This is a genomic window from Ilumatobacter sp., from assembly GCF_965215205.1.
Classification (GTDB): domain Bacteria; phylum Actinomycetota; class Acidimicrobiia; order Acidimicrobiales; family Ilumatobacteraceae; genus Ilumatobacter_A.
In genome coordinates this window covers 1,409,279-1,422,487 of sequence record NZ_OZ244049.1, presented here as the reverse complement: position 1 = coordinate 1,422,487, position 13,209 = coordinate 1,409,279, and the positions used below count along the sequence as shown (strand labels likewise).

At 72.1% G+C, this 13,209-nt stretch carries 13 protein-coding genes and 1 pseudogene; 6 read left to right on the top strand and 8 right to left on the bottom strand.

From position 1 onward, the window contains the following. The first annotated feature begins 8 nt into the window (after positions 1–8). Complete coding sequence (locus ACOOHC_RS06685) at positions 9–827, top strand: enoyl-CoA hydratase-related protein (protein WP_420453226.1); 819 nt, start codon at positions 9–11, stop codon at positions 825–827. Here the strand turns inward: ACOOHC_RS06685 and ACOOHC_RS06680 are convergent. The 4 genes and pseudogenes from ACOOHC_RS06680 to ACOOHC_RS06665 all read right to left on the bottom strand — a co-directional run bounded on the left by ACOOHC_RS06680 (position 799) and on the right by ACOOHC_RS06665 (position 3,024). After that, positions 799–945, bottom strand: coding sequence for a hypothetical protein (locus ACOOHC_RS06680; protein WP_420453873.1), 147 nt, complete (start codon positions 943–945; stop codon positions 799–801). The two genes, ACOOHC_RS06685 and ACOOHC_RS06680, sit on opposite strands and share 29 nt — an antisense overlap. 52 nt (positions 946–997) lie before the next feature. Further along, positions 998–1,987: pseudogene (locus ACOOHC_RS06675) on the bottom strand (CaiB/BaiF CoA transferase family protein); the annotation flags it as partial. Between the two features lie 153 nt (positions 1,988–2,140). Next, complete coding sequence (locus ACOOHC_RS06670; RefSeq protein WP_420453225.1) at positions 2,141–2,620, bottom strand: VOC family protein; 480 nt, start codon at positions 2,618–2,620, stop codon at positions 2,141–2,143. A gap of 275 nt (positions 2,621–2,895) precedes the next feature. Beyond that, a complete protein-coding gene (locus ACOOHC_RS06665; RefSeq protein ID WP_420453224.1) occupies positions 2,896–3,024 on the bottom strand; it encodes a hypothetical protein in 129 nt (42 codons plus the stop codon). 82 nt (positions 3,025–3,106) lie between these two features. Here ACOOHC_RS06665 and ACOOHC_RS06660 point away from each other — a divergent pair, with 82 nt between their 5' ends. Together ACOOHC_RS06660 and nucS are read left to right on the top strand one after the other, a co-directional pair. Further along, the gene (locus ACOOHC_RS06660) at positions 3,107–4,768 is read left to right on the top strand and encodes an ABC1 kinase family protein (protein ID WP_420453223.1); all 1,662 of its coding nucleotides are present in this window, start codon (positions 3,107–3,109) and stop codon (positions 4,766–4,768) included. Between the two features lie 88 nt (positions 4,769–4,856). Beyond that, positions 4,857–5,543 (top strand): endonuclease NucS, encoded by a 687-nt coding sequence (gene nucS / locus ACOOHC_RS06655; RefSeq protein WP_420453222.1) that lies wholly within the window; start codon positions 4,857–4,859, stop codon positions 5,541–5,543. A gap of 98 nt (positions 5,544–5,641) precedes the next feature. Here the strand turns inward: nucS and ACOOHC_RS06650 are convergent, their stop codons facing one another. Then, complete coding sequence (locus ACOOHC_RS06650) at positions 5,642–6,571, bottom strand: hypothetical protein (RefSeq protein ID WP_420453221.1); 930 nt, start codon at positions 6,569–6,571, stop codon at positions 5,642–5,644. Positions 6,572–6,624: 53 nt separating this feature from the next. On the opposite strand from ACOOHC_RS06650, the gene ACOOHC_RS06645 reads away from it, so the two are divergent. Genes ACOOHC_RS06645 through manA form a run of 3 tightly spaced genes read left to right on the top strand, consistent with a single transcriptional unit; the run spans position 6,625 to position 9,365 of the window. After that, positions 6,625–7,740: an S-(hydroxymethyl)mycothiol dehydrogenase gene (locus ACOOHC_RS06645; RefSeq protein WP_420453220.1), complete on the top strand. Its 1,116-nt coding sequence runs from the start codon at positions 6,625–6,627 to the stop codon at positions 7,738–7,740. Positions 7,741–7,742: 2 nt separating this feature from the next. Continuing rightward, entirely contained in the window at positions 7,743–8,363 is a 621-nt protein-coding gene (locus tag ACOOHC_RS06640; RefSeq protein ID WP_420453769.1) for an MBL fold metallo-hydrolase, read from the top strand. 33 nt (positions 8,364–8,396) lie between these two features. Next, positions 8,397–9,365, top strand: coding sequence for a mannose-6-phosphate isomerase, class I (gene manA / locus ACOOHC_RS06635; RefSeq protein WP_420453219.1), 969 nt, complete (start codon positions 8,397–8,399; stop codon positions 9,363–9,365). Between the two features lie 44 nt (positions 9,366–9,409). Here manA and ispG read toward each other — a convergent pair whose 3' ends face one another. The 3 genes from ispG to dxr all read right to left on the bottom strand — a co-directional run bounded on the left by ispG (position 9,410) and on the right by dxr (position 13,173). Then, entirely contained in the window at positions 9,410–10,627 is a 1,218-nt protein-coding gene (gene ispG, locus ACOOHC_RS06630) for a flavodoxin-dependent (E)-4-hydroxy-3-methylbut-2-enyl-diphosphate synthase (protein ID WP_420453218.1), read from the bottom strand. 72 nt (positions 10,628–10,699) lie between these two features. Further along, positions 10,700–12,016 carry a M50 family metallopeptidase gene (locus ACOOHC_RS06625; RefSeq protein WP_420453217.1) on the bottom strand — a complete coding sequence of 439 codons (1,317 nt, stop codon included), beginning with the start codon at positions 12,014–12,016 and terminating at the stop codon, positions 10,700–10,702. Further along, the gene (dxr, locus tag ACOOHC_RS06620) at positions 12,013–13,173 is read right to left on the bottom strand and encodes a 1-deoxy-D-xylulose-5-phosphate reductoisomerase (protein ID WP_420453216.1); all 1,161 of its coding nucleotides are present in this window, start codon (positions 13,171–13,173) and stop codon (positions 12,013–12,015) included. The genes ACOOHC_RS06625 and dxr overlap by 4 nt, the downstream gene beginning before the upstream one ends. Positions 13,174–13,209 lie beyond the last annotated feature (36 nt).

Genomic DNA, 13,209 nt, shown 5'->3' with positions numbered 1-13,209 from the left:
TCCTCGTCGTGGTGGACGAGCTGCGCGCGACCCGCTCGGAGGTGAGCGACCGGGTGGCGACGGTGTGGCTGTCGCGCCCGCACCGGGCGAACGCGTGGACCGGGCGGATGCACGCCGAGTACCGCTCGATCATGGCCGACCTCGAGCACCGCGACGACGTCCGGGTGGTCCTGGTGACCGGCGACGGGCCGACCTTCTGCGTCGGCGGCGACAGCGAGGCGCTGCGGGGCCACGTCGAGCGTGGATCCTACGACACCGGGCTGCCGCCGCAGCACGCCACCCCCGGCGGCGGCGACCGCCTCGACGCCGACTTCGCCTGGCAGCTGGGGTACCGCCACCCGATCGTCGCCGCGATCAACGGCGCCTGCGCCGGGATCGGGCTCTCGCTCGCCCTGTTCTGCGACCTGCGCTTCGTCAGCGCGACGGCCAAGCTGACCACCGCCGCCCCGAAGCTCGGGCTCCCCGCCGAGTACGGCGCGACCTGGACCCTCCCGCGCCTGGTCGGCACGACGCGCGCCGCCGACCTGCTGCTGTCGGGCCGGGTGTTCACCGGCGCGGAGACCGCCGACTGGGGCCTGTGGAACGCCGTGCTCGGCGACGGGCCCTCGACCGTCGCGGCGGCACGCGACTGGTGCGACGAGCTGGTCGCGCGCACCGGCCCGGAGGCGGTCGCCACCACCAAGCGCCAGCTCGTGGCCGACCTGCTCCGCCACGACCCCGCATCCAGCGTCGCCGACTCGTTGCGCCTGATGGGCGAGGCGATGGCCGGCGAGGAGTACGCCGAGGGCATCGCCGCGTTCACCGACGGGCGGCTCCCCCGCTTCTGAGGTCGCCGGGCCCGGCGCCGCCGTCGGCGCCCGACCGTGCGGCGTCGAGCTCGGCGGCGATCTGCGCGTTGATCTCGTCGGTGTGCTCGCCGAGTCGTGGCACGGGGCCGGGGCGCATCGTGCGATCGTCGAAGTCGACCGGGGTGGCGACGGCCCGGAACGGCTCCTCGCCGGCGCGGGGTCATCTCGACGAAGCCCGGCTGGGCCTGGGGGTCGTCGATGACCTGCTCGATCGACTGGATCGGGGACCACCACACGTCGTGGGCGTCGAATCGCTCGCGCCACCGCTCCATCGGCTCGGCGGCGAACGTCGCCTCGAGCTCGGCGACGAGCGCCGGGCCGTGGTGCATCCGGTCGCGGCTCGTCGCGAAGCGCTCGTCCGCGGCGAGGTCGTCGCGCCCGGTCGCCGCGACCACCTTCGGCCAGTGCCGATCGCCCTCGAGGCAGATCAGCCAGAAGCCCGCTCCGTCGGAGGCGAGGTAGCTGTTGACGAGCGGGGTGGGGCTCTCGTCGCGACCCACGGTCGGGGTTCGGCGGTCGAAGCGGAGCTGGATGCCGATGTCCCACCCGATCGAGTACATCCCCGTCCGCAGCAGGCTCGTCGTCGCGAACCCGCCGATCCCGGTCCGGCCGCGCTCGACGAGCTTGGCCATCACACCGGCGGCCAGGGTCATCCCGGTCTGGTGGTCGCCCATCCCCGAGCGCGGGCTCGGCGGCAGCGCGCCGGGCGGGACCAGTGTGTGGGCGAGGCCCGACCGGGCCCAGTAGGCACCGACGTCGTACCCGGCGCGATCGCGCTCGTCGCCTTCGTGGCCGTAGCCGGTGACCAGCCCGTACACGAGGTGCGGGTGGCGATCGCGCACCGTCGGGTGGTCGAGGCCGAGACGCTCGAGGGCACCGACGCGCATGTTGGTGACCATCACGTCGGCGGACGCGAGCAGCGAGTGGAACCGCTCGAGCTCGTCGGGGTCGCGCAGATCCATCACGATCGACCGCTTGCCGCGGTTGTCGATCTCGAAGGGTGGGACGGGGATGTCGGACCGCACGCCGATGGAGCTGAACACCGCCCGCTGGGGATCGCCGGCGGCGGACTCGACCTTGATCACGTCCGCTCCCCAGTCGGCCATGATCCCGGCAGCCGACGGGCCGGCGACCCACACCGCCAGCTCGACGACGCGGATGCCGTCGAGCGGGCCCGGTGCTGCGTCGGTGTCGCTCACAGGAGCGCCAGGTTGCCAGAGGCGACGGCGGGCGGCCGAGTCGTGGCGACCTCGCCGGGTGGCGATCGGCGCGCGGCCGGGGGCGGCGACGTGTCAGCCGAGTGCGGCGACGACGTCGTCGGGCGCCTGCACCAGCTCGATCAGCACGCCCTCGCCCGAGCGGGGAGCGTCGTCGCTGCCGCGCGGGTGCACGAAGCAGACGTCGTGGCCCGACGCGCCCCGTCGGATCCCGCCGGGGGTGAAGCGCATCCCGCGCTCGCTCAGCCAGTCGACGGCGGCCGGCAGGTCGTCGATCCACAACCCGATGTGGTTGAGGGCGGGGACGTGGACCTTCGGGGCGCGATCGGGGTCGATCGGCTGCATCAGGTCGATCTCGACGGCGTGGGGGCCGCTGCCGATCCTCAGCACGTCCTCGTCGACGTTCTCCGACTCGGCCCGGTAGTCGCCGACCTTGTCGACGCCGAGCAGCCCGGACCACAGCGACGTCAGCGGGTCCTTGTCGAGCGCGCCGATCGCCACCTGCTGGATCCCGAGCACGCGGAAGGGACGCTCGTCGTCGGTGTTCTCGCTCATCGCGGCCACCGTAGCCAGCGAGGCGGCTCGACCCCAGGGCGGGAGCGCCCGCGCGACCCGTGGCGCTCGAGGAGGTCGGCGAACCGGCCCGGTGCTCCTCGGAGTCGGCGGCGCGTCGCGTCCCGGATCGTGGTCCACGCGAGGGGGCTCACCGGATCGGGGAGGGCCTCGCCGGCGTCGGCCCGGGTGCAGGAGGGGTGACGCCGCGACGGCGTGCTGCCGACGATCCAGCGGACGGCGTCCATCCGCGCGACGTCACGGTCGAGCGGTGCCGATCAGCGGTCGAGCGACGTCGGCGCCCGCGCCGGGATCGGGCGCAGCGCGCAGGTGCGCTTGCGGACGAGAGCGCCCAGCATGGTCGTCAGCGTCACGAGCTCCACCGAGGTCAGGATGATCACGGACATGGTCGTGCATCGACCCGTGTGGCGGGCGTCTTGATTCACGTTCTGATCAGGAATCCGACGCCGATCTCGACATCATGGAGCCATGACCCCCACCAGCGGTGCCGACGGCGCGACGGCCACCTCGAACCCGTCGGAGGCGTCACCGGACCCGGTGGGCTCCGATCTCGACTGGGCGTCGTTCACCCAGGTCGGCCCGTGGACGATCCACCGCTCCGACGCACGCTGGCTCGACCTCGCCCGGGTCCTGCGGCGACGCGCGGTGGCCGAGGTCCCCGAGCTCGTGGCCGAGCGGCGCTCGCCCCCCGGTCTGCGCGTGCTCACCGTCGTCGGCCGGCTCGGCCGGGCGCTGCTGCCGTGGATGGCCCGCAAGCGCCTCGGGCGCCTACCGGATCCGGCGGCGAGCCGAGCGGACATCTCGCGGCGGCTGCGCCTCGCCGCCGAGGCGCTCGGCCCGACCTACATCAAGCTCGGCCAGATCATCTCCTCGGGCGAGGGGCTGTTCCCCGCCGAGCTGGTCGACGAGTTCAAGCGCTGCCGCGACCAGGTGCCACCGGAGCCGTTCGAGGTCGTCCGGCTGACGGTCGAGCAGGACCTCGGCGCGCGCCTCGACGACGTGTTCGAGTCCTTCGACGAGACGGCGCTCGCGGCCGCCTCGATCGCCCAGGTGCACGCGGCGCGGCTGCGCACCGGCGAGGAGGTCGTCGTCAAGGTGCAGCGACCCCAGGTCGCCTCCCTCGTGCGCAAGGACCTGAAGGTGATGTCGTGGCTCGCGCCGTCGCTCGTCGGGCGGATCCCGGTGGCCGCGCTCGCGAACCCGCCGGCGCTGGTCGAGCTGTTCGCGGAGACGATCGTCGAGGAGCTCGACTTCCGCGTCGAGGCGGCGAACATGCTGGACATCGCGGGGATGCTCCACGACCTCGGCCAGGATCGCTACGTCACCCCCCGACCCCACCCGACGATGGTGACCCGACGGGTGCTGGTGATGGAGCGCGTCCACGGGTTCAACTTCGACGACGTCGCGGGGATGCGCGACGCCGGGATCGACACCGAGGACGTCGTGCGGACCGCGATGATCGCGTTCATGGAGGGGGCGATCGTCGAGGGGATCTTCCACGGCGACCTCCACGGGGGGAACCTGCTCGTGCTCGACGACGGCCGCACCGCGCTGCTCGACTACGGCATCGTCGGCCGTCTCGACAGCGGCCGGCGCAACGCGTTCCTGCGCCTGATGCTCGGGGCCACCACGAACGATCCCCGGACCCAGGTCGAGGCCCTGCGCGACCTCGGAGCTCTGCCGGTCGACACCGACGTCGACGCCGTCATCCACGACCTCCGCCTCGACCAGGAGGTCATCGACCCGACGTCGCTGACCGGCGAGGAGATGGTCGCCGAGGTGCAGCGCGTCGTCAAGGCGATGCTCGGCTACGGGGCGAAGCTGCCCAAGGAGCTGATGCTGTACGTGAAGAACCTGGTGTTCCTCGACGGGGCCATCTCGCGCCTGGCCCCCGAGCTCGACCTGCTCGGCGAGGTGTCGAACATCTCGATGCTGTTCGCCCAGAAGCACGGCGAGCGCCTCGGGCGGGAGCTCGGCGTCGACCCGAACGCCGTCGAGTTCGACCTCGACGGCGTCAAGGCGTCGATGGGCCTCGAGTCGTCGGTCAACCGGATCACGTACCGCGAGCTGCAGGAGCGCCGCGCCCTCATCCAGCGACGCATGGCCGACCACGTCGAAGGTCGCGACTGACGCGAGCTGCCCGCATCGCAGATGGGGTTCTGCCCCCCGTGCGATGTCCGGTCCGGTGGCGGCGGGGTGGTCGGTAGCGTCGGACCGCGTGCGCCTCGTCATCGCCCGCTGCTCGGTCGACTACGCCGGGCGCCTCGACGCCCACCTCCCCGAGGCGAACCGGTTGATCATGGTCAAGGCGGACGGTTGCGTGGCGATCCACGCCGACGGCGGCGCGTACAAGCCGCTCAACTGGATGAACGCGCCGAACACCCTCGTCGAGCACGCCGAGGGGGCCGACGTCGAGGGGGTCGTGGCGCGCTGGGTCGTCACCAGCCCGAAGGACGAGACCCTGACCATCACGTTGCACGAGGTGCTCAGCGACGTCTCCGTCGAGCTCGGTGACGACCCGGGGCTGCAGAAGGACGGGGTGGAGGCGCACCTCCAGGAGCTGCTCGCCGCCAGCCCCGGCTCCATCGAGGCGGGCCTGCGGCTCGTCCGACGCGAGTACCCGACCGCGATCGGTCCCGTCGACCTGGTCTGCCGTGACGGCGACGACCGGGTGGTCGCGGTGGAGGTCAAGCGGCGCGGCGAGATCGACGGCGTGGAGCAGCTGGCCCGCTACGTCGAGCGCCTGGAGATGGACTCCTCGCTGGGCGACGTGCGCGGGGTGTACGTCGCGCAGTCGATCAAGCCGCAGGCGAAGGTGCTCGCCGAGGCGCGCGGGTTCACGTGGGTCGAGGTGGACTACGACGCGCTCCGCGGCCTGCGCTCCGCCGACCTCACCCTGTTCTGACGCGCCCTTCGACGCGCCCGGCGACCGGGTTCGGCGCTCGGAGCCCGGCTCCCGGTGCCCGGGTTCGGCGCTCGGAGCCCGGCTCCCGGTGCCCGGTGTCAGCACTCGCGGCCCGGGTAGGCCGGGCGGACGGTGACCGCGTAGGTGACGCCACCCTGGCGGAAGCGGGTGAGCGCATCGGCGTCGGCCAGGATCGGACCCAGGGACTCGGCGCTCACCTCGGTGCAGCCCGACGCGGTCGCGAGGTCGACACCGGACGATCCGGGCCAGTCGAGCACCGTCGGTTCGGGCTGCGAGGGGTCCGCCTCGGGAGCCGGCTCGGCGACGATCTGGTACGCCGGGGGCTCCCACGCCGAGGGCTCACCCAGCTCGCCCGCGCCGATCAGGGATCCGGGATCCGCGACGAGCGAGTCGAGGAAGTCGGCCAGCGCCCGACGGCGATCGGTCGACTCGCCGCCGTCGAGGCCCGGTCCCCCGCCGATGCCGAGCGCGTACGCCTCGTGCGTCCAGGTGCCCTCGTCGGTGGAGATCGCGAGCGTCGCGGTGGAGGCGTCGGCGATCAGGTCGTCGCGCTCGTACTCGACGTCGGCGAGCAGCCCGGCGTCGGCGGCCGAGCTCACGATCGCGTCGATGCCGGCGGGGTCGATCGGACGGACCAGGTGCTGCGGCACCGCCGGTGGCGGGAACTCCTGGGTCGTGACCGCCGTGGTGATGAACTGCCCGCCGGCGGTGATCAGCACCAGCGGCGGGTCCTGGAAGGCGTACTCACGGGTGGTGAACCCGCCCGATTCGGTGTAGCTCAGCACCAGGTCGCCGGGGGCGTCGGACGCCGGGACCGCGGTGCCGGTCGGGCTGTCCGTCGTCGGCGGCGTCGAGAGCTCGGCGGGCGGGTCCGTCGCCGGGGGGAGCGTCTCGTCGGGTGCGGCGGCCGGGGCCGCGGCGTCGTCGATCGCATCGGAGCCGCACGCGGCGACGACCCCCAGTGCCGGGGTCGCGGTGAGCAGGGTGAGGAACGTTCGTCGGTCCATGTTCGTTGGACGACGGTAGCGACCCGTTCGGTTCCCGAACTACGGTCCCCGACATGAGTCGACACGTCCAGGGAATCGTCGCGACCGCCGAGGGCGAGCCCGTCTCGCTGGAGACGATCGTCATCCCCGACCCCGGCCCGAACGACGTGGTGGTCTCGATCGCGGCGTGCGGGGTGTGCCACACCGACCTGCACTACCGGGAGGGCGGGATCAACGACGACTTCCCGTTCCTCCTCGGGCACGAGGCGGCGGGCACGGTCGAGGAGATCGGCGATCGGGTCACCCACGTCGAGGTCGGCGACTACGTGGTGCTCAACTGGCGTGCGGTGTGCGGTGAGTGCCGGGCGTGCAAGCGCGGCCAGCCGCACTACTGCTTCGACACCCGCAACGCGCAGGGGACGATGACCCTCGAGGACGGGACCGAGCTCTCGCCCGCGCTCGGCATCGGAGCCTTCTGCGAGAAGACGCTGGTCCACGAGGGCCAGTGCACGAAGGTCGACCCCGACGCCCCGGCCACCGCGGCCGGGCTGCTCGGGTGCGGTGTCATGGCCGGCCTGGGTGCCGCGATCAACACCGGCGAGGTCACCCACGGCGAATCCGTCGCCGTGTTCGGCTGCGGTGGGGTCGGCGACGCCGCGATCGCCGGGGCGAAGCTGGCCGGTGCGTCGACGATCATCGCGGTCGACATCGACGACACCAAGCTGGAGTGGGCGAAGGGGTTCGGCGCCACCCACACCTGCAACTCGTCGAACGACGACCCGGTCGAGTTCATCCGCTCGGTCACCGACGGCAACGGCGCCGACGTGTGCATCGAGGCGATCGGCCACCCCGAGGTCTACAAGCAGGCGTTCGACGCCCGCGACCTCGCCGGCCGCGTCGTCCTCGTCGGCGTGCCGAACCCCGAGATGACGATCGAGCTCCCGTTCATCGACGTCTTCGGCAAGGGCGGGTCGCTGAAGTCGTCGTGGTACGGCGACTGCCTCCCCGAGCGCGACTTCCCGATGCTGATCGACCTCTACCTCCAGGGCCGACTGGACCTCGACGGCTTCGTCACCGAGACGATCGGGCTCGGCGACGTCGAGGAGGCGTTCCACAAGATGGAGCGCGGTGAGGTGCTGCGCAGCGTCGTCGTGCTCGACGACGCCGCGACCGACGGGAGCGCGTCGTGAGCATCGAGCTGGTCACCACCGACGGGCTGTTCAAGCTCGACGGGGGGGAGTGGGAGGTCACCAACAACATCTGGATCGTCGGGGACGACTCCGAGGTCGTGGTGTTCGACGCCGCCCACGATCACCAGCCGATCGTCGACGCGATCGGCGGTCGGAGGGTGCGCCAGATCGTGCTGACCCACGGCCACAACGACCACATCAACGCAGCCGTCGCGCTGCGCGACGCGGTCGACGCCCCGATCCTGCTCCACCCCGACGACCGGATGCTGTGGGACGAGGTGCATCGCGGCGAGTCGCCGGACCGCGACATCGAACCGGGCACGACCCTGCGTGCCGGCGGCCACGAGTTCTCGGTCCTCCACACCCCCGGGCACTCCCCCGGCTGCTGCTGCTTCCACGACGTCGAGACCGGGGTGCTGATGAGCGGCGACACCCTGTTCTGCGGCGGACCCGGGGCCACCGGGCGCACGTACTCCGACGAGCCGACGATCATCGCCTCGATCCGTGACCTGCTGCTCCCCCTCCCCGAGGACACCGTCGTCCACACCGGCCACGGCGACACCACGACCGTCGGAGCCGAGCGCGAGGGCGTGCTCGATCGGGCCGCCGAGCTCGGCGTCTGACGGGACTCGTCCGATCCGTCGTACGCTGGGTCGATGCCGGCGCGGGTGATCACGGGACACGTCCAGCACTACGACTGGGGCGACGGGGAGTTCATCCCCCGCCTGCTCGGTGTCGCGGCTCGCGGCCAGACGTGGGCGGAGCTGTGGCTGGGCACCCACCCGAGCGGGCCGAGCCTGCTCGAGGACGGCTCCGAGCTCGTCGAGCTCACCGGGGAGCTGCCGTACCTGCTCAAGGTGCTCGCCGCCGGCCGGCCGCTGTCGCTCCAGGCCCACCCGTCGCGCGAGCAGGCCGAGGCCGGGCACGACCGAGGCGACTTCGACGACCCGAACGCCAAGCCGGAGCTGCTCGTCGCGCTCACCCGCTTCGAGGCGCTGTGCGGCTTCGCTCCCGTGGGGCCGTCGGTCGAGCACCTCCGCGCGCTCGGGCTCGACGAGGTCGCCGACGTCCTCGACGGCGACGGGACCGACGCGGCGATGCGTGCGATCTACGCGCACGACGTCGACGTGGCGGGCGCGACCGCCACGCTGGAGGGCGCCGACGATCCGCACGCCCGCTGGGCGAGGCGCCTCGCCGAGACCTACGGGTCCGACGACCCGAGCGTGCTCGTCACGATGCTGCTCAACCACGTGGTGCTCGAGCCGGGCCAGGCGCTCCACCTGACGGCGGGCAACCTCCACGCCTACCTCGGAGGGGCCGGGCTCGAGCTGATGGGCGCCAGCGACAACGTCGTGCGCGGAGGCCTCACCTCCAAGGAGGTCGACGTCGAGCTGCTCCTCGAGGTGGTCGATCCGACCCCGCTCGACGAGCCGACGATCGAGCCGACCGACGGCCGCTACGCGCTCCCGGAGGCGGGGGTGGCGCTCGTGCGCCTGGAGCCGGGCGACGACCACAGGGCGGTCGGTCACGAGATGGCCGTCACCGTCGACGGCACGACCCTGCACCTCTCGCCGGGCACCCCGATCCACCCGGAGCACACGACCTACGTCGTCACCCCGCTCTGACAGCGGATGCGCCCGGCGGCGTGACCCGGCGCCGTCACCCGGGTTCAGCGCTTGCGGATCTCGACGATCCTCTCCCCCGCGTCGTTGACGTCGTCGCCCTGCTCGGCGAGCAACCGGGCGCGGTCCTTGTCGGCCTCGCGCCGCGCCTTGTCGAGATCGGCGCGCTCGAGGGCGGCGTCGATCCCGTGCTCGGCGATGAACTCGGCCCACTCCACGAGACGGTCGACCATCTCGTCCTCGGGGACGACGGCGACGTTCTGCCCCTTGATGAACAGGTGGCCGCGCTTGTTGCCGGCGGCGATCCCGATGTCGGCGTCGCGGGCCTCGCCGGGTCCGTTGACGACGCAGCCCATCACGGCCACCTGGATCGGCAGCTCGCGCTCGCCGAACGCCTCCATCGCGTCGTTCGCGACCTTGATCACGTCGACCTCGGCGCGCCCGCACGACGGGCACGCGATGAGGTCGACGTTCTTGCGCTCGCGCAGCCCGAGCGACTCGAGCAGCTGGCGGCCCGCCCGGGCCTCCTCGACGGGGTCGGCGGTGAGCGAGTAGCGGATCGTGTCGCCGATCCCCTCCATCAGCAGGGTCGCGATCCCCGCCGTCGCCTTGATCAGCCCGGCGGGAGGTGGCCCGGCCTCGGTGACACCGAGGTGCAGCGGGTGGTCGGTCACCTCGCTGAGCGCCCGGTACGACTCGACCATCAGCGGGACCGACGACGCCTTCACCGAGATCTTGATCAGGTCGAAGCCGACCTCGTCGAAGTAGCGCATCTCGGTCTCGGCCGACTCGACCATCGCCTCGGGGGTGGCCGAGCCGTACTTCTCGTAGAGCTTCGGGTCGAGCGAGCCGGCGTTCACGCCGATGCGGATCGGCAGGTTCCGGTCCTTCGCCTCCCGGGCGACGGTCTTGATGTGATCGGGCTTGCGGATGTTGCCCGGGTTGAGCCGCAACCCGTCGACCCCGGCCTCCATCGCGGCCATCGCCATCTTGTACTGGTGGTGGATGTCGGCGATGATCGGTACCGGCGAGCGCGGGACGATCCGTGCGAGCCCCTCGGCGGCCTCGATCTCGTTGCACGTGCAGCGCACGATGTCGGCGCCGGCCGCGGCGAGGGCGTAGATCTGCTGCAGCGTCCCCTCGACGTCGGCGGTCTTGGTGATCGTCATCGACTGCACGGTCACCGGCGCATCGCCGCCCACCGCGACGTCGCCGACGGTGATCTGCCTGGTCGCTCTCCGAGCCGCTGACGCCGTGACTTCCATGGACCCAGTCAACCAGCCGCCGCTCGTCGGCGCAGCCCGGCGTCGGGAGAACGCGCGCGGCGGGACCGGCGCCTACAGCGGTCGCGAGATGTCGAGGTACAGACCGGCGAACATGAACGCGAAGAGCAGGACGACGACCCCCATCGCCAGCGGCATCAACCGCTCGACGTCGGCGAAGTAGCGCTGGCGCCCGCCGCGCATCGCCTCGCGCACCCGCTCGTAGACCGCCACCGCCGCGTGGCCGCCGTCGAGGGGGAGCAGCGGGAACATGTTGAACACCCCGACGAACACGTTGAGCACGGCGAGCAGCCACAGCACCCCGAAGAAGCCCTCGGACTCGCCGACGTCGTCGGAGAGCCCCGTCACGCCGACCAGGGTCACCGGCCGCGTCGTGGGGTCGTCGTTCGATCCGTCCAGGTGGGTGAGGATGTTGATCGGGTTCAGCGCCTTGAGCACGCCCTTGGTCGACTCCCACGCCGTGGGCACCACGTCGACGATCGCGTTGCCGGCAGCGGCGGGGACGCCGTGCTCGACGTAGGTCACCGGGTTGAACGACGACACCCCGAGGTAGGTGGTGCCGAACAGCTCGTCGCTCTCGGGGACGTCGGTGCGCGCCGCCAGCCCGACCGGGATCGTGAGCTCGCGACCGTCGCGCACCACGCCGACGTCGACGACGTCGCCGGGCTCGTAGGAGCGCACCGCGTCACCCAGCTCGAGCGGGTCGGCGACGGCGGCCCCGCCGACGGCCACGATCCGGTCCCCGTCGCGCACCCCGGCCTGCTCGGCCGGGAGACCCGGGATCGCCTCGCCGACGACCACCTCGGGGACGATCGTGCGCTCGCCCTGGCCCACGTAGACCACGAACAGCAGCACGACGGCGATGATCATGTGCATGATCGAGCCGGCGGAGATGACCAGCAGGCGGCGCGGGAAGCTCTTCTGGCGGTAGGTGCGGTCCTCGTCACCGGGCTCGACGTCGGCGTCCATCCGGTTCATCCCGATGATCCGCACGAACGCTCCCAGCGGGAGGGCGCGCACGCCGTACTCGGTCTCGCCGCGTCGGAAGCTCCACAGCCGCGGGCCGAAGAAGAGGAAGAACTGCGTCGCCTTCATCCCGGTCCACTTGGCGGTCAGGAAGTGGCCGAGCTCGTGGAAGAACACCGAGATCACGACCCCCACGACGAACATGAACCACCACAGGTTGATCGTCGCGAGCCACACGAACAGGGCGATGATCGCCGCCATCGCGAGAGCGCCGCGCCATCCGCCGGCGAGCTCGTCCTCGGCGTTCTCGCGCACCGATCCGCCGGCGACGATCTCGCTGCGGAACCTGTCGGCGCGCGTCATGGGCTCCGGCGGGGGGAGCTGGCGGTTCAGTTGATCGGTCATCTGGTCTCGACGATCTCTTCGGCGACTCGCCGGGCGACGTGATCGGCTTCGATCACGTCGGCGACGGACGTGGGAACGGAACCATCATGGCGCTCCAGCACCCCGTTGCACACGTCGGCGATGGCGTTCCACGCAAGGTTTCCGGAGAGGAAGGATCCCACCGCCACCTCGTTGGCGGCGCTGAGCCACGCGGGTGCCGTGCCCCCGAGCCGACCGGCCTCGTAGGCCAGGTCGAGGCAGCGGAACGTCGAGCGGTCGGGGGGCTCGAAGTCGAGGCGCGACAGCGTCGTCCAGTCGATCGATCCGAACGGGGTCGCGATCCGATCGGGGTAGCCGAGGGCGTACCCGATCGGGAGGTGCATGGTGGGCATCGAGAGCTGGGCGATCGTCGAGCCGTCGCGGAACTCGACCATCGAGTGCACCACCGACTGGGGGTGGACGACCACGTCGATCGAGTCGTACGGGGTCCCGTACAGCTCGTGGGCCTCGATCACCTCGAGGCCCTTGTTCATCAAGGTGCTCGAGTCGACCGTGATCTTCGGCCCCATCGCCCACGTCGGGTGCGCGAGGGCCGACTCGACGGTCACCTCGGCGAGCTCGTCCGCGTCGCGCCCGCGGAACGGTCCGCCGCTCGCCGTCAGCAGCAGCCGGGCCACCTCGCGCCCCGGGGCGGACGACGAGCGCAGGCACTGGTGCAGGGCGCAGTGCTCGCTGTCGACCGGGATCAGCTCGGCGCCGGGGACGTCGCGCAACGGCTGCACCACGGGGCCGGCCGCGATCAGGCTCTCCTTGTTCGCGAGCGCCAGCCGACGTCCGGCTCGGAGGGTCTCGACGGTGACCCCCAGGCCGGCGAACCCCACCACGCCGTTGACCACCACGTCGGCCACCTCGACGACCTCGGTCGCGTCGGCGACGATCTCGACCCCCCGCCCCGACGTGCGGTCGGCGAGCTCGCGGCGCGCGTCGGGGTCGGCGACGGCCACCAGCTCCGGCGAGAACTCGACGACCTGGTCGACGACGAGGTCGATCGACGACCCCGCGGCCAGCGCGACCACCGAGTACGACCCCGGTACGCGCTCGTTCTCCGCACGGACGACGTCGAGCGTCTGGGTCCCGATGGAGCCCGTCGACCCGGCGACGGCGACGCGCGTCGTCACGGTCGGCGCACGGCGACGGGCGCGCGGCCGGCGGCG